Annotated in this window: 16 protein-coding genes and 1 pseudogene; 11 read left to right on the top strand and 6 right to left on the bottom strand. The window is 71.7% G+C overall.

Features of this window, described 5'->3' with window-relative positions; all coding sequences use genetic code 11:
* Positions 1-7: 7 nt before the first annotated feature.
* A complete protein-coding gene (locus tag Air01nite_RS00275) occupies positions 8-844 on the top strand; it encodes a class I SAM-dependent methyltransferase (protein ID WP_239090392.1) in 837 nt (278 codons plus the stop codon).
* A complete protein-coding gene (locus tag Air01nite_RS00270; RefSeq protein ID WP_203699692.1) occupies positions 841-1,860 on the top strand; it encodes a zinc-dependent alcohol dehydrogenase family protein in 1,020 nt (339 codons plus the stop codon). The genes Air01nite_RS00275 and Air01nite_RS00270 overlap by 4 nt, the downstream gene beginning before the upstream one ends.
* Here the strand turns inward: Air01nite_RS00270 and glgA are convergent.
* Positions 1,849-3,045: a glycogen synthase gene (glgA, locus tag Air01nite_RS00265; protein WP_239090391.1), complete on the bottom strand. Its 1,197-nt coding sequence runs from the start codon at positions 3,043-3,045 to the stop codon at positions 1,849-1,851. The two genes, Air01nite_RS00270 and glgA, sit on opposite strands and share 12 nt — an antisense overlap.
* Before the next feature lie 72 nt (positions 3,046-3,117).
* On the opposite strand from glgA, the gene glgC reads away from it, so the two are divergent.
* The 3 genes from glgC (at position 3,118) to glgB (ending at position 9,162) form a co-directional block, all read left to right on the top strand.
* Positions 3,118-4,350 carry a glucose-1-phosphate adenylyltransferase gene (gene glgC / locus Air01nite_RS00260; protein ID WP_203699691.1) on the top strand — a complete coding sequence of 411 codons (1,233 nt, stop codon included), beginning with the start codon at positions 3,118-3,120 and terminating at the stop codon, positions 4,348-4,350.
* Positions 4,351-5,066: 716 nt separating this feature from the next.
* Positions 5,067-7,016 carry an alpha-1,4-glucan--maltose-1-phosphate maltosyltransferase gene (locus Air01nite_RS00255; protein WP_239090419.1) on the top strand — a complete coding sequence of 650 codons (1,950 nt, stop codon included), beginning with the start codon at positions 5,067-5,069 and terminating at the stop codon, positions 7,014-7,016.
* 43 nt (positions 7,017-7,059) lie between these two features.
* Positions 7,060-9,162: a 1,4-alpha-glucan branching protein GlgB gene (gene glgB, locus Air01nite_RS00250; protein ID WP_203699689.1), complete on the top strand. Its 2,103-nt coding sequence runs from the start codon at positions 7,060-7,062 to the stop codon at positions 9,160-9,162.
* Between the two features lie 43 nt (positions 9,163-9,205).
* On the opposite strand, the gene Air01nite_RS00245 is transcribed toward glgB, so the two are convergent.
* The 3 genes from Air01nite_RS00245 to Air01nite_RS00235 form a co-directional block, all read right to left on the bottom strand.
* The gene (locus Air01nite_RS00245) at positions 9,206-10,054 is read right to left on the bottom strand and encodes an SGNH/GDSL hydrolase family protein (protein ID WP_239090390.1); all 849 of its coding nucleotides are present in this window, start codon (positions 10,052-10,054) and stop codon (positions 9,206-9,208) included.
* 308 nt (positions 10,055-10,362) lie between these two features.
* Positions 10,363-11,028, bottom strand: a complete 666-nt coding sequence (locus Air01nite_RS00240; protein WP_203699688.1) for a ribonuclease FAU-1 family protein — start codon at positions 11,026-11,028, stop codon at positions 10,363-10,365.
* Positions 11,029-11,153: 125 nt separating this feature from the next.
* The gene (locus Air01nite_RS00235; RefSeq protein WP_239090389.1) at positions 11,154-13,142 is read right to left on the bottom strand and encodes a putative bifunctional diguanylate cyclase/phosphodiesterase; all 1,989 of its coding nucleotides are present in this window, start codon (positions 13,140-13,142) and stop codon (positions 11,154-11,156) included.
* A gap of 894 nt (positions 13,143-14,036) precedes the next feature.
* Between Air01nite_RS00235 and Air01nite_RS00230 the strand changes: the two genes are divergently transcribed.
* From Air01nite_RS00230 to Air01nite_RS00210, 5 genes and pseudogenes are all read left to right on the top strand, one after another.
* Entirely contained in the window at positions 14,037-15,755 is a 1,719-nt protein-coding gene (locus Air01nite_RS00230; RefSeq protein WP_239090388.1) for a glycoside hydrolase family 10 protein, read from the top strand.
* Positions 15,756-16,293: 538 nt separating this feature from the next.
* The gene (locus Air01nite_RS00225; RefSeq protein ID WP_239090387.1) at positions 16,294-17,748 is read left to right on the top strand and encodes a hypothetical protein; all 1,455 of its coding nucleotides are present in this window, start codon (positions 16,294-16,296) and stop codon (positions 17,746-17,748) included.
* A 312-nt stretch (positions 17,749-18,060) separates the two neighbouring features.
* Positions 18,061-18,588 (top strand): 2'-5' RNA ligase family protein, encoded by a 528-nt coding sequence (locus Air01nite_RS00220; RefSeq protein ID WP_203699687.1) that lies wholly within the window; start codon positions 18,061-18,063, stop codon positions 18,586-18,588.
* A 62-nt stretch (positions 18,589-18,650) separates the two neighbouring features.
* Positions 18,651-21,179 (top strand): annotated as a pseudogene (locus tag Air01nite_RS00215) (DUF4118 domain-containing protein); the annotation flags it as partial.
* 722 nt (positions 21,180-21,901) lie between these two features.
* A complete protein-coding gene (locus Air01nite_RS00210; protein WP_203699685.1) occupies positions 21,902-22,585 on the top strand; it encodes a response regulator in 684 nt (227 codons plus the stop codon).
* 27 nt (positions 22,586-22,612) lie between these two features.
* On the opposite strand, the gene Air01nite_RS00205 is transcribed toward Air01nite_RS00210, so the two are convergent.
* A complete protein-coding gene (locus Air01nite_RS00205) occupies positions 22,613-23,107 on the bottom strand; it encodes a GNAT family N-acetyltransferase (RefSeq protein WP_203699684.1) in 495 nt (164 codons plus the stop codon).
* A 2-nt stretch (positions 23,108-23,109) separates the two neighbouring features.
* Positions 23,110-23,757 carry a DUF899 domain-containing protein gene (locus tag Air01nite_RS00200; RefSeq protein ID WP_203699683.1) on the bottom strand — a complete coding sequence of 216 codons (648 nt, stop codon included), beginning with the start codon at positions 23,755-23,757 and terminating at the stop codon, positions 23,110-23,112.
* 58 nt (positions 23,758-23,815) lie between these two features.
* On the opposite strand from Air01nite_RS00200, the gene Air01nite_RS00195 reads away from it, so the two are divergent.
* A complete protein-coding gene (locus tag Air01nite_RS00195) occupies positions 23,816-24,850 on the top strand; it encodes a DUF4037 domain-containing protein (RefSeq protein WP_203699682.1) in 1,035 nt (344 codons plus the stop codon).

The raw sequence follows: 24,850 nt of genomic DNA, 5'->3' as shown, positions 1-24,850 counted from the left end.
TGCGGCCGTGACCGCCGACTACCGCACGATCAACCGCGCCAGCTGGGACGAGCGCGCGCCCGCGCACGCCGCGTCCCCGGACTACGCGCTCGACAAGTTCGCCGCCGACCCGGCGTACGTCAGCCATGTCGTGCGGTTCGACCTGCCGCGGCTCGGCGACGTCCGCGGGCTGCGCGGTGTCCACCTGCAGTGCCACATCGGCACCGACACGATCTCGCTGTCGCGCCTCGGCGCCCGGATGACCGGCCTCGACTTCTCGCCGGCTTCGGTCGCCGAGGCCCGCACGCTCGCGAAGCGGCTCGGCGACCCGACCGACTTCGTCGAGTCCGACGTGTACGCGGCCGCCGACGTCCTGCCCAACGAGGCGTACGACCTGGTGTTCACGGGCATCGGTGCCCTCTGCTGGCTGCCCTCGGTCGATCGCTGGGCTTCAACAGTGGCCCGGCTCCTCAAGCCCGGCGGCCGCCTGTTCATCCGCGAGGGCCACCCGGTCCTCTGGTCGCTCGACGACACGCGCAAGGAGGACGACCTGCTGGTCGTCCGCTTCCCGTACTTCGAGACGGCCGAGCCGCTCGTCTGGGACGAGGGCGGCACCTACGTCGCCACCGACGCGGTGTTCACCCAGAACGAGACGCACTCCTGGAACCACGGGCTCGGCGAGATCGTCACCGCGCTGCTGGCACACGGGCTGCGGATCACCGCCCTCGAGGAGCACGACAGCGTGCCGTGGGACGGGCTGCCGGGCCGGATGGTCCGCGGCGACGACGAGGAATGGCGGCTCGCCGAGGGTCGCGAGCGGGTTCCGCTCTCCTACACGCTCCAAGCGGTGAAGATGGGGGAGTGACCTCTCTTCCGGAGACGATGACCGCCTGGCAGGTGGTCGACCCGGGCCCGCTGGCCGACGATCCGCTGCGCAGAGCCGAGTTGCCGGTGCCGGCGCCGGCCCACGACGAGGTGCTGGTCGAGGTCGAGGCGTGCGCGGTCTGCCGCACCGACCTGCACGTCGCCGAGGGTGACCTGCCGCCGCACCGCAGCCCGGTCGTGCCCGGCCACCAGATCGTCGGGCGGGTCGTGGCCCGGGGCGCGGACGCGAGCACCTACCGGCCCGGCGACCGGGTCGGCGTGGCGTGGCTGCGACACACCGACAACACCTGCGCCTACTGCCTGCGCGGCAACGAGAACCTCTGCCCGGACTCCCGCTACACGGGCTGGGACGCCGACGGCGGCTACGCGCAGTACGCGGCCGCACCGGAGGCCTACGTCTACCCGCTGCCCGCCGACCGCGACGCCCGCGAACTGGCACCGCTGCTGTGCGCGGGGATCATCGGCTACCGCGCGCTGCTCCGCGCCGACCTGCCGCCGGGCGGGCGCCTCGGCATCTACGGCTTCGGCGCGTCGGCCCACCTGATCTCCCAGGTGGCGATGGCGCAGGGCGCGACCGTGCACGTGATGACCCGCTCGCTGGCCGCGCAGCGGCTGGCGCTGGAGCTGGGTGCCGCCTCCGCCGGCGGCGCGCAGGACCGGCCGCCGGAGAAGCTCGACGCGGCGATCCTGTTCGCACCCGTCGGCACGCTGGTGCCGGTCGCGCTGGCCGCGCTCGACCGGGGCGGCACGCTCTCCGTCGCCGGCATCCACCTGACCGACATCCCGGCGCTCAACTACGAGAAACACCTGTTCGAGGAACGTACGCTGCGCAGCGTCACCGCCAACACCCGCGCCGACGGCCGGGCCTTCCTGGCCGCGGCCCTGGCGAACCCGCCGCTCGTGCACCGGCAGGAGTATCCGTTGGACGAGGCCGGCCAGGCCCTCGCGGACCTGTCCGGCGACCGCGTCGACGGGGTCGCGGTGCTAATTCCCTAGTACGTCCTGGTAGACCGCCATCGTGCGCTCGGCGATCGACGCCCACGAGAACTGGCCGACCGCGCGCTCGCGCCCGGCGACGCCCATCCGGGCCGCCCGCGACGGGTCGGCGAGCAGCGTGTTGAGCGCGGCCGCCAGGTCGGCGACGAACCGGTCCGGGTCCAGGGGCGTACCCGTGCCGTCGGTGGCCTGGTCGATCGGCACCAGCAGCCCGGTCACGCCGTCGTCGACGACCTCGGGGATGCCGCCGGTCGCGGTCGCCACCACGGCGGTCTCGCAGGCCATCGCCTCGAGGTTGACGATGCCCATCGGCTCGTAGATCGACGGGCAGACGAACACCGTGCTGTGCGTGAGGAGCTGGATGACGTCGGGCTTGGGCAGCATCTCCGGCACCCAGAAGATCCGGTCGTGCCGCCGGCTGAGCTCGTCGACCAGCTCGCGCACCTCGGCGGCGATCTCGGGCGTGTCGGGCGCGCCGGCGAGCAGCACGAGCTGGGCGTCGGCGGGCAGCTCCCGGGCCGCCCGCAGCAGGTACGGCAGGCCCTTCTGGCGGGTGATCCGGCCGACGAAGATCGCGGTCGGCCGGGCCGGGTCGGCGCCGATCCGGTCCCAGACACCGGTCTCGGGATCCGGCGTGTACTGGACCGTGTCGATGCCGTTGTGCACCACGCGTACCCGGTCGGGGTTGACGCCCGGATAGGCCGTGAGCACGTCGCGGCGCATGCCCTCGGAGACGGCGACGACCGCGTCGGCACCCTCGATCGCGGTGCGCTCGGCCCACGAGGAGAGCCGGTAGCCGCCGCCGAGCTGCTCCGCCTTCCACGGGCGCAGCGGCTCCAGGCTGTGCGTGGTCACCACGTGCGGCACGCCGTGCAGCAGCTTGGCGGTGTGGCCGGCGAGGTTCGCGTACCACGTGTGGCTGTGCACGACGTCCGTGCCCGCGGCGCCGGCGGCCATTTCCAGATCGATTCCCAGCGTACGCAGGGCGGCGTTGGCGTTCGCGAGCCCCGGCGGGTCGGCGTACGCGGTCACGCCCGGCTCGGTGCGCGGGGCGCCGAAGCAGTGCACCCGGACGTCGGCCAGCCGCCGCAGGTCACGGGCCAGGTACTCGACGTGCACCCCGGCGCCGCCGTACACCTCGGGCGGATATTCGCGGGTGAGGAGATCGACTCGGATCCTGTCCACAGCGGAAACCTTAACCGGCTCGACGTGAACCCTCCGCTGGTGCGCGGCCCGCGAGGTGGCTAGCGTCTGCTCATGGCCCCCAAAGTCCTCGCGATGGTGCTCGCCGGTGGTGAGGGAAAGCGTCTGATGCCGCTGACCGCCGACCGCGCCAAGCCGGGGGTGCCGTTCGGCGGCATCTACCGGATGATCGACTTCGTCCTGTCGAACCTGGCGAACGCCGGTTATCTGAAGATGGTCGTGCTGACGCAGTACAAGTCGCACTCGCTGGACCGGCACATCACCAAGACCTGGCGGATGTCGAACCTGCTGGGCAACTACGTGGCACCCGTGCCGGCGCAGCAGCGCCTCGGGCCGCGCTGGTTCGCGGGGTCGGCCGACGCGATCTACCAGAGCCTCAACCTGATCTCCGACGAGAAGCCCGACTACGTGATCGTCTTCGGCGCCGACCACATCTACCGCATGGACCCGGCGCAGATGGTCAAGCAGCACATCGACTCGGGCGCCGACGTCACCGTGGCCGGCATCCGGCAGCCGATCTCGATGGCCAACCAGTTCGGCGTCATCGAGGTGGCCGGCGACGGCAAGCGGATCCAGGCGTTCCGGGAGAAGCCGCACGACGCCCGCGGCCTGCCGGACGCGCCCGACGAGATCTTCGCGTCGATGGGCAACTACGTGTTCACCGCCGAGGCGCTGGTCGACGCGGTGACCCGCGACGCGCAGAACCCGTCGAGCAAGCACGACATGGGCGGCAACATCATTCCGATGCTGGTCGAGAAACAGGCCGCCAGCGTGTACGACTTCGCCGACAACGTCGTGCCCGGCAGCACCGACCGCGACCGGCACTACTGGCGGGACGTCGGGACGCTCGACTCGTTCTACGACGCGCACATGGACCTGATCGCCATCCACCCGGTGTTCAACCTCTACAACTTCGAGTGGCCGATCTACACCGACTACAACCCGTGGCCGCCGGCCAAGTTCGTGCACGGCTGGCAGGAGCGGGTCGGCCGGGCGGTCGGCTCGATGGTCTCCCCGGGCGCGGTGATCTCCGGGTCGCTGGTCGAGAACTCGGTGGTCTCGCCGAACGTCAAGGTCCACTCGTGGGCACACGTGTCCGGTTCGGTGCTGATGGAGGGCGTCGACATCGGCCGCCACGCGGTGGTCCGCAACGCGATCCTCGACAAGAACGTGGTCGTGCCCGAGGGTGCGGAGATCGGGGTCGATCTGGAGCGCGACCGGCGCCGGTTCACGGTCTCCGACAACGGCATCGTGGTGATCGGCAAGGGCCAGCGGGTCGAGGCCTGATCCCGAAACCGACAAGGGCCGCCTGAAGGGCCCGAGCGCGAACAATCCTCGTCCTCGACGCGACGGCGGGCGGCGACCCGACTACGGTGGAGATCATGGCTGAGGTCGATCCCGTGCCGACGACGAACACCCCTGAAGGGGACGCCCGCCCGGCGGCCGAGAGCGCCCGCCCGGCGCCGCCCAAGCCCGGCCCGGCCGCCGCCAAACCGGCCGTGCCCAAGCCCGGACCGCCCGCCGCGAGCCCCGCCGCGCCCAAGCCCGGACCGCCCGCCGCGAAGCCGACGACGCCCAAGCCGGCCCCGCCCAAACCTGGACCACCGTCCGCGGCCGAGCCGCCCGCGAAGCCCGCGGCCGCTCCCGCGAAGCCGGTTCCGGCGCCGGCCGAGCCCGAGCCGGCGGCTACTACCGAGGCCAAGCCCGCTGCCGCCCCCGAGCCGGCTCCTACGCCGACGGCCGAGCCCGCCGACGTGCCGGCCTCCTTTGAGCCTGCGGCTGGTTCCGCGGCCAAGCCCGCTGCCCCTGCCACGCCCGAGCCGGTGGCCGCTTCCGCGGCCGAGCCCGCTGCCGCCCCGCAGCCGCCGGCCGAACCCGCTGCCGCCCCCGCCGCGCCGACGCCGACTCCCGCTGCCGCCTCCGCTGTGCCCTCGGCCGACCCCGAGCGGGCGCCGAAGGCCGGCCGTCAGGAGCCGGTTGCCCCCGACCCCACCGCCGGCCGGCTGCCGATCGACGAGGTCGGCCCGTCGGTGAGCTGCGGGAAATATCCCGCCAAGGCCGTCGTCGGCGAGATCATCCCCGTCTCGGCCACCGTCTTCCGCGAGGGCCACGACGCGATCGGCTGCAACGTGGTCTGGCGCGACCCGAGCGGCACCGAGCACCCGTTCACCCGGATGACCGCCGGCGCGCCCGGCACCGACCGCTGGCACGCGACCTTCGTCCCCGAGGCGGTCGGTGACGGCAGCTTCGTCGTGGAGGCGTTCAGCGACCCCTACCTGAGCTGGCGCGACGCCGTCGAGAAGAAGATCGCCGCCGGCCAGGACGTCACCGATCTCGCCAACGACCTCGTCGAGGGCGCCGCGCTGCTCGACCGGGCGGCGGGCGGCGTGCCCGACGACCAGCGCTCCCGCGTGACCAAGGCCGCCGAGGCGCTGCGGGCGGAGGACCTGGCGCTGGGCGTACGCGTGTCACCGGCTCTCGGTCTTGCCGACCTGCTCTGGCAGCATCCGGTGCGCGAACTGGTGAGCCGCAGCGACGCGTACCCCGTCTGGGTCGATCGCAAGAAAGCCCTGTTCTCCGCGTGGTACGAGTTCTTCCCGCGTTCCGAGGGCGCCGTCGTCGGCGACGGGCACGCGAAGCACGGCACGTTCGAGACCGCACAGGGGCGCCTGCCGGGCGTCGCGAAGATGGGCTTCGACGTGCTCTACCTGCCGCCGATCCACCCCATCGGCCGGGTCAACCGCAAGGGGAAGAACAACGCGCTGGTCGCCGAGGAGGGCGACGTCGGCTCGCCGTGGGCGATCGGCTCCGAGGAGGGCGGGCACGACGCGATCCACCCGCGGCTGGGCACGCTCGACGACTTCCGCGCCTTCGTCGGCGCGGCGAAGGAGCACGGGCTCGAGGTCGCGATGGACCTCGCGCTGCAGTGCGCGCCCGACCACCCGTGGGTCAAGGAGCACCCGGAGTGGTTCACGACGCGCGCCGACGGCACGATCGCGTACGCCGAGAACCCGCCGAAGAAGTACCAGGACATCTACCCGCTGAACTTCGACAACGACCCGGAGGGGATCCGGCAGGAGATCCGGCGGGTCGTCCTGCACTGGGTCGGGCAAGGCGTCAAGATCTTCAGGGTGGACAATCCGCACACCAAGCCGGTCAACTTCTGGCACTGGTTGATCGCGGAGGTCAAGGCCGTCGACCCGGACGTGCTGTTCCTCGCGGAGGCGTTCACCCGCCCGGCGATGATGAACGGGCTGGGCAAAATCGGCTTCAGCCAGTCGTACACCTATTTCACCTGGCGAACGACGGCGTGGGAGATGCGGGAGTACTGCGAGCAGCTCGTCGCGGCGGCCGACCACATGCGGCCGAACTTCTGGCCGAACACGCCGGACATCCTGCACGAGACGCTCCAGCACGGCGGCCCGCCGATGTTCAAGATCCGCGCGGTGCTGGCCAGCATGCTGATGCCGTCGTGGGGTCTCTACGCCGGCTACGAGCTGTTCGAGCACGTGGCCCGGCCGGGCGCCGAGGAATACCTCGACAACGAGAAGTTCGAGCTGCGCCCTCGCGACTGGAAGGGCGCGGAGAACGCGGGCCGTTCGCTGGCCGGCTTCCTCGGGCGGCTCAACGCGATCCGGCGCGACAACCCGGCCCTGCACTGGCTGCGCAACCTGCGTTTCCACGAGGTCGACAACCCGGCGCTGCTGTGCTGGTCGAAGCGCGACCCGCGGGCGGACAACACCGTTCTGGTCGTCTGCTCGTTCGACTCGAGCGGGGTCCAATGGGGAAACACCACACTGGACATGCCGGCGCTGGGCATGGACTGGCACGAACGGTTCGTGGTTACGGACCAGCTCACCGGGGGCACGTACGACTGGGGCCAGCGCAACGCGGTCCGGCTCGACCCGTTCCTCGAGCCGGCGCACATCCTCTCGGTGCGGCCGCGTCGGTGAGGGCGAAGGACCGCGCCGGACGGGCGTGGGGTGAGGTAGGGACATGGACGAGCTGATCACCGGTGCGGCGCACGATCCGCACGCGACCCTCGGCGCGCACCCGCGCGACGGGCGCACCACGATACGCACGTTGCGCCGGGGCGCCGACCAGGTCGCCATCGTGGTCGGCGATTCGCGTTACCCGGCGTCGCGCGTACACCCGGAAGGGGTTTTCGAAGCGGTCCTGCCCGGTGACGTCTTCGACTACCGGGTCGACGCCGACGGGCGCGTGTTCGACGACCCCTACCGGTTCGGGCCGACGATCGGTGAGATCGACCTGCACCTGATCGGCGAGGGGCGGCACGAGCGGCTCTGGGAGGCGCTCGGCTCGCACGCCCGCGACGGCGGGGTGTCGTTCACCGTGTGGGCGCCGAGCGCGCGCGGCGTGCGGGTGATCGGCGACTTCACCGGGTGGGGGCCGCACGACGGTTGGCCGATGCGCTCGATGGGCAACAGCGGCGTCTGGGAGATATTCGTGCCCGACGCCGCGGTGGGCCACCGCTACAAGTACCGGATCCTGGGCGGCGACGGGGTGTGGCGGGAGAAGGCGGACCCGCTCGCCCGGCGCACCGAGGTGCCGCCGCGCACGGCGTCGGTCGTCCACGAGTCGTCGTACGACTGGAAGGACGCCGAGTGGATGGGCCGGCGGGCGTCCGCGAAGCCGCACCAGGAGGCGATGAGCGTCTACGAGGTGCACCTGGGTTCGTGGCGGCCCGGGCTGAGCTATCGGGAACTGGCCGACCAGCTCACCGAGTACGTCGTCGACATGGGGTTCACCCACGTCGAGTTGCTGCCTGTGATGGAGCATCCGTTCGGCGGGTCGTGGGGCTACCAGGTCACCGGCTACTACGCGCCGACGGCCCGGTTCGGCGACCCCGACGACTTCCGCTATCTCGTCGACCGGCTGCACCAGTCGGGGATCGGGGTGCTGCTCGACTGGGTGCCGGCGCACTTCCCGCGCGACGAGTGGGCGTTGGCGCGCTTCGACGGGACGCCGTTGTACGAACACGGTGACTGGCGGCGCGGCGAGCATCCCGACTGGGGCACCTACATCTTCGACTACGGGCGGCGGGAGGTGCGCAACTTCCTCGTCGCCAACGCGCTCTACTGGTGTGCCGAGTTCCATGTGGACGGTCTGCGGGTCGACGCCGTCGCGTCGATGCTCTACCTGGACTACTCGCGCAAGGAAGGGCAGTGGGAACCGAACCAATATGGCGGCCGCGAGAACCTCGACGCGATCGGGTTCCTGCAGGAGGCCAACGCGACCGTCTACAAGCACCACCCCGGTGTGGTGATGATCGCCGAGGAGTCGACGGCCTATCCCGGTGTCACCTGGCCCACGTCGGGTGGCGGGCTCGGGTTCGGGTTCAAGTGGAACATGGGCTGGATGCACGACACGCTGCTGTACGCGTCGAAGGAGCCCGTCCACCGGCAGTACCACCACAACCAGGTGACGTTCTCCATGGTGTACGCGTGGTCGGAGAACTACGTGCTGCCCATCTCGCACGACGAGGTCGTACACGGAAAGCGGTCCCTGCTGTCCAAGATGCCCGGTGACCTGTGGCAGCGGCTGGCCAACGTGCGGGCGCTGCTCGCGTTCATGTGGGCGCATCCCGGCAAGCAGCTCCTGTTCATGGGATGCGAGCTCGGGGACGACGAGGAGTGGAACGAGGAGCGGGGCCTGAACTGGTCGCTGCCGTCCGACCCGCAGCGGTCGGGGTTGCAGCGGTTGGTGCGGGACATCAACGTCCTCTATCGCGACGCGCCCGAGCTGTGGTCGCAGGACACGACGCCGGCCGGGTTCCGGTGGATCGTGTCGGACGACGCGGCCAACAACACCCTGGCGTTCATCCGGCTCGCGCCCGACGGGTCGCCGCTGGTGTGTGTGGTGAACTTCGCGGCCGTTCCGCACGAGGAGTACCGGGTCGGGTTGCCGCGCGGCGGCTCCTGGGTCGAGGTGCTCAACACCGACGCCGCCGACTACGGGGGCTCCGGCGTCGGGAACCTCGGGACCGTGTCCACCGACGACGTGCACTGGCACGGGATGCCGGTGTCGGCGCGCCTGCGCGTGCCGCCGCTGGGCGCCCTCTGGTTGCGGCCGGCGTGAGTTTTCTCGGGGCCCCCGGCTGCGTGCCGGGGGCCCTCTGTCGCTACCAGTTGAAGCCGGCGGCGTAGCTCACGCTCGCCAGCGCGGCCTGGCCCGAGGCGTTGGGGTGGAAGTAGTCCCAGCCCGACACCTGGCTGAACGCGAACGGGTAGTTGAACACGGCGTTGTCGTCCCACTCGCAATTGGGCCCGTAGGCGGCGCAGGCCTGCGCGAGCTGCGTGTTGAAGTCGACGACCCGCTGGCGCACCCGGTCACGCCGGGCGCTGTCGGTGGCGGAGGTGGAGCTCGCGTTGGCGAGCATCGACTTGCAGATGCCGAACAGCGACCACGCGGTGCGCGCGGTGCCGCTGGTCCGCCCGACCTCCCAGAGCCGCTTGATGTCCGGGATGCTGATGACGGCGACCTTCGCGTTGGGCAGCCCGTTCCTGAGCGTGTTCAGCGCGGTGTCGATCTGCCCGCGGAACGTGGCGACACTCGTCATGGAGCTTTCGGAGCTGGTGCAGGCGTCGTTGGCGCCGATGAGGATCGTGACGTACTGGGGGTTGCGCCCGACCGTGGCGGTGGCCTGCCCGGGCATGTCGCTTGCCTTGGCGCCGGACGCGGCCTGGTTGTAGTTCCTCCCGTTGATCGCACCGTTCTTGGCGCGGATCCGCAGGTAGTGGCTGTTGACCCCGGAGTCGTCCCCGGTGCTGAACGACCGCGAGGTGCAGTCAAAGTAGAAGCCGCACGCGTTGAAGCCGCGGGTGATCGAGTCACCCATGCTGGCCATGGACGAGGGCGGCGGCCCAGGGTCGGCCTGGGCGGGCGAGCTGACCGCGAGCACACCGACGCTCAACGCGGCGGCGGCGACCACGGCAACCAGACGGGGGTGGGGGGATCTGACAGGACTCACGCGACCTCCCAAAGGTGCACGAGTTACCGCCGGGTAACGGCGAGTGAACGCACGTTAACCCTTAGCGAGATCGATATCAATGTCTGCGGACGTTGTTTCGCCCCAGCCGCAATGACCAGCTTTCCTGGCCCTTCGGTCGGCGCCGCCGCACCACGCCGCACCGTTTGGGCAGCTCAGGGATGTTCGGATCGGATCTTTGCCCCGGGTCCGTCGGGGGCGCGACCGTCGCTCCCGCCGGACACCGCTCCGCTTCGCTCCGCTGCCAGGCCCGCACCGGGTCACCCTCAAAACCGGACCTGGGGGCGCTCTCAGGGGTGGAAGTACTCGGGGCCCCAGCAGGTCGTGTCTGCCGGCAGTTCCCACCAGTGCGGCATGGGCGTCGGTTGCCACGACGGATCCGGTTCGAAGGCCATCCACTCGGCGCCGAAGGGGGCGGCGCCGCCGCGTGCCAGGTCGAGCAGCCGTTCGCCCTCGGCGCGGACCTGGGCGGCCTCGGCTTCGTCCCAGAACGCCGGTTCGCCGGTGTATTCCGCGAAGGCGTCCTCGTCCTTCCACGACCAGGAGCCGTCGGGATGGACCAGCAGGTCGAGCTCCTGGTCGCAGACGTCGACGCCGCCGGCCCAGCGGGTGATCGGGCGCTCGAGGTTGACGTACCAGGCGTTGAACTCGCCGCCGGGCAGCCAACTCCACCAGATCGAGTGGGCCGCGCCGGGCGGCATCACCATCAGCGTCCGGAACGGCTGCCAACTGCTCAGGCCGAGCAGCGTGGTCATGCGCAACGACGTGAGCAGCGACAGCTCCCGGGTCGGCCGACCGGCGAGGTCGACGCGGCGCAACGTCTGCGAGCCGGCCTCGATCCACAGGGCCAGGCCGCGCTCGTCGTCGCTGACCACCCGCCCACACAGCACCGACCCGAACCGGCCGTCCGGGTAGCGATGCCGGCGGACGATCGTCTGGCCCCGCTCAAAGATCATCCGGGCACGATACCCAAGCACGGCCATGGCAGGCGTTGCCCACAAAGGAACGAAACAACGCTCCCGAAGCGGCGCAAATCCGCTGGCGCCTCCGCCGCGCCACCTGGTGTGGCGGGCCCGGTTGGTCAGGCGGGCGTCGGGTGGCGGCCGAGCCAGGCGATCACCGCGTCGCCGGGCATGGCGGGGGCGTAGAGGTAGCCCTGGGCCACGTCGCAGCCGGCCTCCGTGAGCAGGCGGGCCGTGTAGCGGTTTTCGACGCCCTCCGCGACCACCCGCAGCCCCAGCGCACGGGCCAGGTCCACGGTGGAGCGGACGATGACCGCGTCGTCGGCGTTGTGGGCGATGCCGGCCACGAACGACCGGTCGATCTTGATTTCGCTCAGCGGCAGGCGGCGGAGGTGCTGGAGCGACGAGTAGCCCGTACCGAAATCGTCCAGGGAGATCGCGACGCCGGCGGCGGCGATGCGGTCGATCGTCGCGCGGAGCTGAGCCAGGTCCGCGGTCAGAGCGCTCTCGGTGATCTCGACCTGGATGAGGTCGGCGGGCACCCGGTACTCGGCCAGCCGCTTCGTGATCTGGTCGACGATCTCCTCGCCGTGCAGGTCGCGGATGCTGACGTTGAGCGACGTCCGCAGCGAGACGCCGGCGGCCAGCCAGCGGGCCTGCTGCGCGATGACCTCGTCAATCACCCGCTGCGTGATCATGCGCATGACCGGGGTGTGCTCGGCGATCCGCAGCAGCTCGTACGGCGGTATCGGTCCCTGTGTCGGATGCTCCCAGCGCAGCAAAGCCTCGAAGCCCACGACGCGGCCGCTGGGCAGGTCGACCTGTGGCTGGTAGTGCAGCGCGACCTTGCCCTCGCCGGTCTCCAGCGCGTGACGGAAGTCGGTGAGCAGCGCCAGGCGCTCGGGGGAGTTGTGGTCGTCCTCGGCCCGGTAGGTCTGGATGGGCCAGCCGCGCTGCTTCGCGAGGTACATGGCGACGTCGGCGTGTCGCATCACGGTCGCGAAGTCCTCGCCGTCCGTCGGCGCGAGGGCGATGCCGATCGAGCCGGTGATGTCGACCTGGAGGCCGTCGAGCACGACCGGGGTCGACATCGCGTCCGTGATCGCCTCGGCGAGGCCGCGGGCGTCGGCCTCGGTGGTGGCGGGCGCGACGACGGCGAACTCGTCGCCGCCGAGCCGGGCGGCGGTGGCGTCGGCGGTCAGGGCCGACCGGAGCCGCTGGCCGACGGCGATCAGGAGGCGGTCGCCGACCTCGTGGCCGAGCGCGTCGTTGACGTACTTGAAGCGGTTGAGGTCCACCAGCAGCATCGCAAGCCCGGGTGCGTCGTGCGCCGCGTCGGACCCGTTCGGCCGGAGGCGGTTGAACGCGGCGGCCAGCCCGCTGCGGTTGGCGAGGTTGGTGAGCGGGTCGCGGCGGGCCATCAGGTCGCGTTCGGAGGCGAGCCGGGCCATGTGCTCGACGGCGTACAACGGCACGAAGATCAAGGGCACGAAGGCGATGCTGATGTACGCGGTGGCCGCGAGCACCGGCGCGAGCAGCAGCAGGGCGGCGATGAAGAGCAGTTCGTAGCTGGGTACGGGGCGCAGCACCTGTGCGGTCGTCCGGCCGCGGGTGGTGAGGCCGGCGAGGGCGCGCAGCAGTTGGTAGGTGACCAGCCAGACAGCCGCGGCACCGACCACCGAGACGACGTCGCGGGCGGCGTCGCTGGCGTTGATCGTCCGGAGCAGGTCGTCGCTGCCGAACGCGAGCACGCCGAACGCCGCGGTCGACGCGACCGCGAACTGGGCGGCCATGAGCACCGCCCGGGTCGGCGGGTAGCGCATCCGCCAGGCGACGACCCCGGCCGCGATCGCCTGGACGGCTATCGCCGGCCCGAGACCCCAACACAGCAGGATCGCGAACGTGAAGCACAGCGAAGGGCAGATCAGCACCGGTCTCCCGCGCCGCCCGGTGGCGATGAACGCCCGGGCGTCGGCGAGCACGGCAAGCCCCGCGAGCAGCCAGAACCCGGGGCGCGCGACACCGGCGGCGAACTCCCCGGTGACCATGGTCAGGACGAGCCCGATCGCGGCGACGAGACTCAGCAGCGCGCCGTAGGCAGCGAGCATCGGCCGCTCGTGACGCCACGACGGCCCGCTCTGCTCAAGTTCACCGATCCGGGGGGCCCAGGGCGGTGAAACGCCCATCCTGAACATCCCGCTTACCGTAACGAATGATTCTCGGATAAGTCACCACCAGATCGGACTTTTACGACTTAATCCGGATCACAGCCGGGTATCGAAAAGTGTTGACGCTCGATCGGTCCTCCATGCAGGATGGGAGCGCTTCCATTGACGTTGCTTCACGGATGGGCGTCCATGGCGGGTCCGCGTCCTCCGGGCGGGCGCTGTTCCGCAATCCCTTGATGTCCGCGTCGGCGGGCCTGTGGGTTCGTTGTTCGTTGCCGCGTCGGGCTGTCGTGGGTCGATAACGGCTCTTGGCGGTGGCGTCGCGTTTTGGCGGGCCTGCGGCTTCGTGTTCGTTGCTGCGCGCGTCGGGCTGTCGTGGGTCGATGTCGGCTCTCGACGGTGGTGTCGCGTTTGGTGGGCTTGCGGGTTGGTGTTCGTTGCTGCGCGCGTCGGGCTGTCCTGGGTCGATGTCGGCTCTTGGCGGTGATGTCGCGTTTGGCGGGTCTCCGGGTTCGCGTTCGCTGCTGAGCGTGGAGGGTCGTCGCGGCTTCGACACGTCGGCCCTGGGCCGTGGCGTCGCGTTCGGCAGGGCTGTCGACGCGTTCGTCACCGAACGTGCGGGTGTCCTTGATCCGTCGGGTCGAGTTTGGCGACCTCCAGGCGGCGTCGCATCGACGCTTCCCGGGGGTGGCGCTCGTTTCGCCGGCGGGCAGTTCCGTCGTCGTGCCGGTGTGGCGTCGACGAGCTGGGACCGGGGCGCGGCAGCGGGGGAGTCGGCAACCGTCCGTGGCGTACCTCCAGTTCGTACCCCCATCGTCAGGAGGAACCATCCCCATGATCATCTTTGCCCGCGGCGCCCGGACCGCGCGGATGGCCGTGATCGCCGCCGCCGCGGCGCTCGCGGTACCGCTCGTCGTGGCGCCACCCGCCGCGGCCGACTCGCCGCTGCGCGTGCACGCCGCCGCGCGCGGCAAGTTCATCGGCTACGCGGCCAACACCGGCCCGCTGGCCAACGAGACCGCGTACCGCAACATCGCCGCCACGGAGTTCAACCAGGTCACCGCCGAGAACGCGATGAAGTGGGACTCCACCGAGCCGTCGGACGGCAACTACACCTTCGCCGGCGCGGACCAGGTCGTCGCCTTCGCGACGGCCAACAACCAGCAGGTGCACGGGCACACGCTGGTGTGGCACAGCCAGACGCCCGGCTGGGTGCAGGGCCTGTCCGCCACCGCGATGCGCACCGCGATGCAGGACCACATCGCCACCGTCGCCGGCCGCTACGCCAACAACCCCGCGCTGGTTTCGTGGGACGTCGTCAACGAGGTGTTCGACGACAACGGCAACATGCGGACCAGCTTCTGGTACAACACCCTCGGCGCGTCGTACATCGCCGACGCGTTCCGCTACGCCCGCGCCGCCGACAGCAACGCGCGGCTGTGCATCAACGACTACAACGTCGAGGGCATCAACGCGAAGAGCACCGCGATGTACAACCTGGTGCGCCAGCTCCGCGCCGACGGCGTGCCGGTCGACTGTGTCGGTTTCCAGGGTCACCTCGCCATCCAGTACGGCTTCCCGTCTCAGGTCCAACAGAACATGGAGCGGTTCGCCGCGCTCGGTGTCCAGGTGCGCGTCACCGAGCTCGACGTGCGCATGCAGATGCCGCGCGACAGCAGCAAGGACACCACGCAGGCCACGTACTACCGCAACGTCGTCCAGGCGTGCCTGGCCGTGACCGCGTGCGCCGGCATCACCATCTGGGGTTTCACCGACAAGTACTCGTGGGTGCCGGACGTCTTCGGCGGCGAGGGCGCGGCGTTGCCGTGGGACGCGAACTACTCGCCGAAGCCGGCCTACACCGCGATCCACGACGCGCTCGACGACGGCTCCGGGCCCGGCCCGGACACCACCCCGCCGACGACGCCGGGCACGCCGACCGCCTCGGGGGTGACCTCGTCCGGTGTCTCGTTGTCATGGGCGGCCTCCTCGGATGCGGTCGGTGTCACGGGTTATGACGTGCTGCGGGCGACCGGCGCGAGCGGCGGCACGTTCGCGGTGGTCGGCACGCCGACGTCGGCGTCCTTCGTGGACAGTGGCCTGGCGGCCTCGACCACGTACCGCTACCAGGTGCGTGCCCGCGACGCCGCCGGCAACCTCTCGGCCCTGTCGCCGGTCGTTTCGGTCACCACGACCGCCGGCGGTGGCGGCCCCGGCCCGGGTCCGTCGTCGTGCCGCGTCGCGTACACGATCAGCCCCTGGGGTGGCTCGTCGGGCTTCACGGCGGGTGTGACGCTCACCAACACGGGTACCTCCACTCTCTCGGGTTGGACACTGGCGTTCTCGCTGCCGACCGGCCAGCGGATCACGCCGCCGGGTTGGTCGGCGACGTGGTCGCAGTCCGGCCAGGCGGTGACCGCGACCCCGCTGTCGTGGAACTCGACGCTCGCGCCGGGCGGCTCGACGACGATCGGCTTCAACGGCACCCACACGGGCGGTACCGGTGAGCCGACCACCTTCACGGTCGGCGGTTCGTCCTGCACGGTGGTCTGACCCATCCCTGACGCGGTGGGCGGCCCGCCAGGCGGCGGACCGCCCACCGCACCCCTCATGACCTCCCTTCCGGGCCGCCCGCCGGCTCGACACGAATGTCCCGCGGGTGGCATGTCGCGCGTGCCGTCGGAGGTACGCGGGCGAGCGGCCTCCCTCGTGCGGTTACTTCATCGCCGCAGACGCTGACGTCTCGCCAGCGTCCGACAGCGTGTTGCCGGGATGTGGTCGCTGGGGCCGTGGCGGTGACGGCCAGCAGGCTGTTGTCGGGTTGTGCCGGTTGGTCGATCGTCGGAGACCGTCTGCAGAACGGTGGTTCATCGGTCTGTTGGCCTTTGCGAGCCGCCGCTGCTCGCTGTTGCCGGGTGCACCGCGGGACCGAACGTATCCACCCTCCGGACGCGACGGAAGCCGTGTTTTCCGTGCCAGAGCACGGTTTCCGGGGAAATTGTTGGCCTCGACATCGATTCGTGATGTGGCAGTTCGCTGGGCCTCGGATGTGGGCGATGCGATTGTCGGTGGGGCGCGCGATGATGTGCCCGTGACTGAACCGAGCGGCGTGATCTTCCCGCCTACCGCCAGTGGCACCGGTGTGACCTCGTCGCTGGGCCGGGCGGTGGTGGGTGATGCGCTGCGGGGCGTCGACCCGATCGGCGCGGCCGCGGCGGCGCGGGAGACCGACTGGCGGCGCGGCTACCTCGTGCATTTCCGGCGGCTGGTCGAGGCGGGGCTCAGCGCCGGCGAGGCGGCTCGCCGGATCGCGGCCGACGGGCTGGCGTCGGTCGCCGAGCGCATGCGGTTCCGCACCCCCGAAGGCGCGGTCGAGCCGCTCGCTGCGGCGTTCGCGGGGCCGGCCGAGCCACTCACGACCGCGACGGTCGGCGGTCAGGGGCGGGTCGACAAGGAGCTGACGCTGCCCTATCGGGGCGAGCGGTTGCGCGGCGACGGCATCAAGCGGCGGCTCGACGCCTGGTTGGCGGCGGGAGTCATCGAGCCGTCCTGCGCCGAGGCGGTGCGGGCGGTCCAGGCCAACCCGGACTGGCTCGACCTGGGCGGCACGACGATCGTGGCACTGGGTGCCGGCGCCGAGATGGGACCGGTGCCGTCGCTGCTGCGCTGGGGCAACCAGGTCGCAGCCGTCGACCTGGCCCGGCCCGCGCTGTGGTCGCGGCTGTTCGAGACCGCTGCGAAGTACGGTGGCCGCCTGCACGTCCCGACCGCCAAGGGCGACGGCGAGCTCACCGAGCGGGCCGGCGCCGACCTGCTCCACGGCGTCGCGTCCGTGGCGGGCTGGCTCGAGGGGTTCGACGGCCGGCTGGTGCTGGGCAACTACGTCTACGCCGACGGTGCGATCAACGTGCGGCTGAGCACGGCGGTGGACGCCCTGACCGGCCACGTGCGGCAGTCGCGCCCCGACACGGCGCTGGCGTTCCTGGCCACGCCGACCGACGTGTTCGCGGTGCCGGGCGAGGCGGTGGCGCATGCCGAACGTGCATACGCGTCGCCGGCGGGCGTCGGCCGACTACGCCGGCCATTGCGGCTGGTGTCGGGCGGGCGGATGTTGCGACGCAACTACGCTCCGGGGGACGACCCGGGGATCTGTGACGCGCTGGTCTCGCAGCAGGGCCCCAACTACGCGCTCTCGAAACGCATCCACCGCTGGCGGGCGACGGTGGCCCGGGCCGAGGGCGTGACCGTCAGCATGAACGTCGCGCCACCGACCCGCACCCGGTCGGTGGTCAAGAACCGGGCGCTGGCGGCGGCCTACGCGGGCGCCCACCGCTTCGGCGTCGAGGTCTTCGAGCCGGCGACGAGCAACACGCTGATGGCCGCGCTGCTGGTCCACGACCTACGCAATCCACCTACCGCCGCGGCGGAGGTCTGGCACGAGGAGGCGGAGCACGCCGCACACGGCGGCCTGTGGCGCTGCGCCTACGCGCCGCGGAGCGCGCTGGGCATCGCCGCGCTCCTCGGCTGGGGAGCGGCCCGTGGCTGATCCAAGAAACGGGGGTGACCACATCGAGGCGGTGAGGGCGGCCCGCTGCGCCGGGCGTCGCGTTGGAATCCACACCGAAGTGGGGCGCGGCCCCGGGCTGGCGTTAACCACCCGCACTTGATGAGGCTGGTCGGTCTGGCGGCGTTGGCCTGGAGCCTGGGTCGGCCCGCCGGATAGTGGGCAACAGTGCGCCTCCGCGCGCCGCGCGCCGCACCACGAACATCCTAGGACGCCTTACAGGGTGTGCGCGGCCCATCAGTGACGGTGAGGTCGGTTCTTGATCTAGAGGGCGTCGGCATCGACACTGGCGGCGTGCAGGTGATCGAGACCGCGCTGATCGTGCCCGTGCCCGAGGCTGAGGAGGTCGTCGGGCCCTACAGGGCGCGGTTCGACCAGGCCGCGCGGTGGGGAGTGCCGGCACACGTCACCGCGCTCTACCCCTTCGTCCCGCCGAACGACATCACCCCCGACGTGCTCGACGCCGTCCGCGAGACCGTCGCCGCCACCGCGCGGTTCGCGGTCGAGTTCACCGAGGTGCGGTGGTTCGGCGAGCAGGTCGTGTGGCTCGCGCCCACGCCCGACCAACCCTTCCGGGCCCTCACCGAAGCGCTCTGGGCGCGCTTTCCCGATCAACCCCCGTACGGCGGCGCGTTCGAGGACGTCGTACCCCATCTGACCGTCGGGCATGACGTCGCGACGATCGACCTGCAGGACGCGGCCCACGCGGTCGCGGCCCGGCTGCCGCTGCGGGCCGAGCCGCGCGAGGTGTGGCTCATGGTCGGTGCGCCGGAACCGGACTCGTGGCACACGGCGGCACGGTTCGCGTTCGGCGACGGATAACTCGTAGCGATAGTGTCAAGATCGGCCCGACAAGCCACCTTGGCGCGGGACTATTGAACGCGATGGCTCGTGGACAGTTCCGGATCTATCTCGGCGCCGCGCCCGGTGTCGGGAAGACCTTTGCCATGCTCGAGGAAGCCCAGCGGCGGGCCGGCCGGGGGACCGACCTCGTCATCGGGTTCGTCGAGACGCACGGCCGCCAGCACACCGCCGAGATGGTCGACGATCTCGAGGTCGTGCCGCGGCGGGAGATGAGCTACCGCGGCGCCCGGTTCACCGAGATGGACGTCGACGCCATCCTCGCCCGCAACCCCCAGGTCGCCGTCGTCGACGAACTCGCGCACACCAACGTCCCCGGCTCCCGCAACGAGAAGCGCTGGCAGGACATCCAGGAGCTGCTCGAGGCCGGGATCACGGTCCTGAGCACCGTCAACATCCAGCACCTCGAGTCGCTCAACGACGTCGTCGAGCAGATCACCGGGGTGGTGCAGCGGGAGACCGTTCCGGACAGCGTCGTACGCGGTGCCGACCAGGTGGAACTGGCCGACATGACGCCCGAGGCGCTGCGGCGGCGGATGGTGCACGGCAACGTCTACCCATCGGAAAAGGTCGACGCGGCGCTGGGCAACTACTTCCGGGTCGGCAACCTCACCGCCCTGCGCGAGCTGGCACTGCTCTGGCTGGCGGACAAGGTCGACGAGCAGCTCGACCGGTACCGCGAGGAGCACGGCATCGGCACCACCTGGGAAGCGCGCGAGCGGGTCGTCGTCGCGCTGACCGGTGGGCGGGAGGGTGACACGCTGATCCGCCGTGCCGCCCGGATCGCCGCCCGCAGCAAGGGCGCCGACCTGCTGGCCGTCCACGTGTCCCGGTCCGACGGGCTCGTCGACGCCGACCCGGCACTCCTGTCCCGGCAGCGGCTGCTGGTGGAAAGCCTCGGCGGCACGTACCACCAGGTGGTCGGACCCGACGTGCCGCGCGCCCTGCTCGACTTCGCCCTCGGTGTCAACGCCACCCAGCTCGTGCTCGGCGCCAGCCGGCGCGGGCGGCTCCAGCAGCTCTTCTCCGCCGGCGTCGGCGTGACCACCACCGCGCAGTCCGGGCCGATCGACGTGCACCTGGTCACCCACGAAGAGGTCGGCGCGGGGCGCCGGCGGTTCCGGCGCGGGGGAGCGGCACTGTCGCGGCGCCGCCGCATCGCCGGGTATCTGGTCGCCCTCATCGGCCTGCCCGCATTGACCGCGATCCTGGTGCCGTTCACCAACGATCTCTCGCTGGCCACCGACCTGATGCTGTTCCTGCTGTGGGTCATCATCGTCTCGCTGGTCGGCGGCCGCTGGCCCGCGATCGCGACGGCCGTCGTCGGGTTCCTGCTGCTCAACTACTTCTTCACGCCGCCGCTGCGGAAGTTCACCGTCAACGACACCGAGAACCTGCTCGCGCTCGCGGTGTTCGTCGTGGTCGCGATAGCCGTCAGCGCCGTCGTCGACACCGCCGCGACACGGACCAGGGAGGCCGCGGGGGCCAGTGCCGACGCACAGACCCTGGCAACCGTGGCAGGAAGCGTTCTCCGCGGCGTACGCCCGATGGAAGCCCTGTTGCGGCAACTGCGCGAGATGTTCGGCCTGGAGTCGGTGACCCTGCTGGAACGCGCGCCGGGCTCGGTCGACGTGCCGGACCGCCGGCGTGACCCGGCCGCCTGGCGCGTCGCCGCCATCGACGGCACACCACCGAGCCGCACCCCGGCCGAGGGTACGGGCGACGTGCCGATCGGCGACGACCTGGCGCTGGTGCTGCGGGGGCACACCCTGGAGGCCAGCGACCGCCGGATCGTCGAGGCGTTCGCGGCCCAGGCGGCGATCGCCCTGCGCCAGGAGCGCCTGGTCGAGCAGGCCGCCGAGGCCCAGCCGCTGGCCGAGGCCGACCGGATGCGCACGGCGCTGCTCGCGGCCGTCAGCCACGACCTGCGCACGCCGCTGGCCTCCGCGAAGGCGGCGGTGACCAGCCTGCGCAGCGACGAGGTGGAGTTCTCCGCCGAGGACCGTGACGAGCTGCTCAGCGCGGCCGACGAGTCCCTCGACAAGCTCGGCCGGCTGGTGGCCAACCTGCTCGACATGAGCCGCCTGCAGGCCGGCGCGCTCGGCGTCGTCCCGGCGGCGCTCGGCCTGGAGGAGGCGGTGCCGCGCGCGCTGGACGATCTCGGCCCCGCGAGCCGGCCGGTGGTGCTGCGGATGCCGGACGACCTGCCGCTCGTACACGCCGATCCGGGCCTCCTGGAGCGGATCCTGGTCAACGTGATCGGCAACGCGGTCCGCTACAGCCCGCCCGACAAGCCACCGAAGATCACCGCGAGCGAGCACGGCGGCCTGGTCGAGCTGCGCGTGATCGACCACGGCCCCGGCATCCCGGACGCGGACCGCGACCGGGTGTTCCAGCCCTTCCAGCGCCTCGGCGACCACACCAACCACGAGGGCGTCGGCCTCGGCCTGGCCCTGTCCCGCGGCCTGGCCGAGGCGATGGCGGGCGCGCTGGTGCCGGAGACGACACCCGGCGGCGGCCTGACGATGGTGCTGACGCTGCCGTCGGCGGAGGCGGACGTCGAGCCGACCGAGACCCGCGCGACCGAGCTGGCCGATCGCGCGATCCGTGAGCGCCTGCGCCGCTGGCCCCGCGACGACCAGCTCTCGACGCGGCTCGGCGCGGCGGCGGCGACGCCGGACCTGACGGTCGCGGAGCCGGCGCGGCCGCGGCGGGGTCCGGAGCCGGAGCCGGTGCGCCGGTCGGAGCCGGTGGATCTGGATGCCGCGGACGCGGCATCGCCACAGGCCGTCGGGGGTACGGACGGCGTGCCCGACGGGCTGGCGGACCAGGACTCCGCGGGTACGGACGGCGACGGTCGCGGCGAGGACCGGCTGGTGCCGACGCCCGTGCATCCGTCCCGCCTGGCCGAGCGCGCCGCGGCGGAGCAGGCCGCCGCCGAGCGCGAAGCGGCTGAGCGCGAATCGACCGGCAGACGCCGGCGCCGCATCGGCCGCCGCCGAAAGGCGTCCGCTGACAGCGGGAGCGACGACAGCGGCCCGGTGGACCAGGGGGACGGCCCGGGTCATGCGCACGGACGCGACCTCCCGCGGCGCAACCGCGGCCTCCGCCACGGCACCGGCGTCGGCCCCGAGGAGGGCCAGAGCGTCACCGACGACAGGCCGGGCCCGGAAGCGGCCGACGGCAAAGGCAAGACGAGCACGGGTGAGGACGGCAGGGACCAGGTGCACGCGGACGAGCGCGAGCGGAAAGACGGCGATGCGGGCGGTGGCCGGTGACCAGGATTCTGGTGGTCGACGACGAACCGCAGATCCTGCGGGCGATGCGGATCAACCTGCGCGCCCGCGACTACGAGGTGGACGTCGCCGCGGACGGCGGCACGGCGTTGCGGGCCGCGGCCGCCCGGCCGCCGGATCTGGTCGTGCTCGACCTCGGCCTGCCCGACATGGAGGGCGCCGAGGTCATCCGCGGCCTGCGCGGCTGGACCACGGTGCCGATCATCGTGCTGTCGGGCCGCGCCGACAGTGCCGACAAGGTGGCGGCGCTGGACGCCGGCGCGGACGACTACGTGACCAAGCCGTTCGGCGTCGACGAGCTGCTCGCCCGGATCCGGGCCGTGACCCGCCGGATCGGCGCGACCACCGACGCCACGCCGGTGGTCAAGGTGGGCGCGTTCACAGTGGACCTGTCCGCGCGCACGGTCGACCCACCCGACGGCGGCGGCGAGGTGCGCCTCACGCCGACCGAGTGGCATCTGCTGGAGATCCTCCTGCGCAACCCCGGCAAGCTGGTCAGCCAGCGGCAGCTCCTGCAGGACGTGTGGGGCCCGCAGTACCAGACGGAGACCAACTACCTCCGCCAGTACATGGCCCAGCTCCGCCGCAAGCTGGAGGCCGACCCGGGGCACCCGCGGCACCTGCTCACCGAACCGGGGATGGGTTACCGCTTCCAGCCGTGAGCGGCGCCGACCGCCGCGACGTCCCGATCACCGCAGCGATTTGACCAGCATCGTGATCGTCTCGGGGAACCACTGCCGGGCGCCGTCGTCGCCGACCCAGTAGTAGCCGGTGGCGATCGTGCCGTGTGCCCACTCCGCATAGCCCAGGCGCTCGTACAGGCGCCGCGCGTCCGGGTTTTCGATCCCGACGCCCAGCGTGATCCGCTCGTGCCCGCGGGACCGGACGAGTTCCTCCGCCGCGCCGATCAACGACGTCCCGAAACCGCGGTTGCGCAGCACCGAGATCACCTCGAGGTGCACGAGCATCGGCACGCCGGGCAGGAACTCGTTGACCTGCGCCTCGGGTGCCGGCGAGAACGACACCCAGACGTCACCGACCGGGCGTCCGTCGAGCCGGCCCACCAGCAGCACCCCGAGGGCTCGGGACTGCGCGTCGAGCTTCTCGGCGAAGAACCGGCGTTGCCCGAGCAGCGTCACCAGGTCGTCGAGCTGATCGGGCGTGGCCGGCGACACCGTGAACATGGTCAGTACTCGTCGTGCAGGCGCCACCAGCTGTACGGCTGCGTCTGTGGCCAGCCCAGTGGGGAGTCTTCCCAGCTCTCCTGCCGCCCGTACGGCGTGAGGTCGAGGATGTTGAAGTCGAAGCGCAGCCGGTCGACGCCGCGGGCGCTGGTCAGGTAGGTCTGGAACACGTCGGTGCCGTCGGTGACGAACACGGCCAGCCCGAAACCGCCGCCGGCGCCGATGTCGTCGCTGAAGGTGGTGCCGCGCGACGACCAGACCGGCACCGTCCACTCCATCCGGTCGCGCACCTGGAGAAGCTGCGTCAACGGCATGTTCGAGACGACGGCGTACGAGGTGTTGCGCGCGTGCAGGTGCTCGAGGCGCCCGACGTTGTCGGTGAAGCTGGCGCAGCCCGAGCAGATGTCGTCGGGGCCGTTGTCCATGAACTGGTAGACGACGAGCTGGTCGCGGCCCTCGAACAGGTCGCGTAAACCCGCTGTGCCCGACGGGCCGGTGAACGCATAATCACCCGGCATCTTCACCATCGGCAGCCGGCGCCGCTGCGCGGCCAGGGCGTCCAGCGCGCGGGTCGCCTCTTTCTCCTGGACCAGGAGGGCGTCGCGGGCCGCCTGCCACTGCTCGCGGGACACGACCTCGGGGAGAGCCATCGCCTCGTCCTCTCTGTCACCGTCAGTGATCAACACCAGCCTATCCCGGGAGATCGTCATGGAGTTCACGCCGGGCCTGTCGGTGAGCCGCCAGTTGTACGAGGAGGTGGTCCGGCCCGCGCTGCGGGGCCGGCGGTACGCGGCCGGTCGTGTCGACACCGGCTCGGACGTGCTCGGCTTCGACACCGCCCGGTCGCGGGACCACGACTGGGGTCCGCGGCTGCAGGTCTTCGTCGAGGACCGCGCGGAGGTGCTCAGCGTCAGCGTGGCCGTCGACAGGGCATTACCAGGAACGTTCCACGGCATCCCGACCCGGCCCGCGGCCGGTCAGGTCCTGGGCGTGACCGTGGACGCCCTCGACGACTACCTCACCGCCTCCCTGGCGATGCCCGACGCCCGGCGTCCGGCCACCGGGGATTGGCTGGCGCTGCCGACCCAGCGGCTGGCCGAGTTCACCGGCGGCGCGGTCTTCCGGGACGACCTCGGTGGCCTGACCGCGGCCCGCGCGGCGCTGCGCTGGTATCCCGACGACGTGTGGCGGCACGTGCTGGCCGCCCAGTGGACCCGGATCGACCAGGAGGAGCCGTTCGTCGGCCGGTGCGGCGAGCTCGGCGACGACCTGGGCGGCCGGGTCGTCGCCGCCCGGCTGGCCCGCGACCTGATGCGGCTGTTCCTGCTGTTGGAGCGCCGCTACCCGCCGTACAGCAAATGGCTCGGCACCGCCTTCGCCCGCCTGCCGGAGGCGCCGCACGAGGAGCTGGCGGCCGCGCTGGCGGCGGCCGACTGGCGCGAGCGCGAGCGGCACCTGGCCGCCGCCGTGTCGCAGGCGGGGGAGCGCACCAACGAGGTCCTCGGCACGGCGGTGGACCCCACACCGCGGCCGTTCCACGACCGGCCGATCACGGTGGTCGGCGGTGCCCGGTTCGCGGCCGCCCTCGTCGCCGGCATCGCCGACCGGCGGCTGCGCGAGAAGCCGCTCGTGGGCGCCGTCGACCAGTGGGCGGACAACACCGACGTGCTGTCACATGTCGGACGCGCCCGGGCCGCGGCGCGCGGGCTCGACGGGGCGGATCGGAGCCCGAACGACCGTTAA

It is taken from the genome of Asanoa iriomotensis (assembly GCF_016862515.1).
In the GTDB taxonomy this organism is placed as follows: domain Bacteria; phylum Actinomycetota; class Actinomycetes; order Mycobacteriales; family Micromonosporaceae; genus Asanoa; species Asanoa iriomotensis.
Note: the sequence above shows the minus strand (reverse complement) of the source record. Positions and strands in the feature narration are given on the sequence as shown.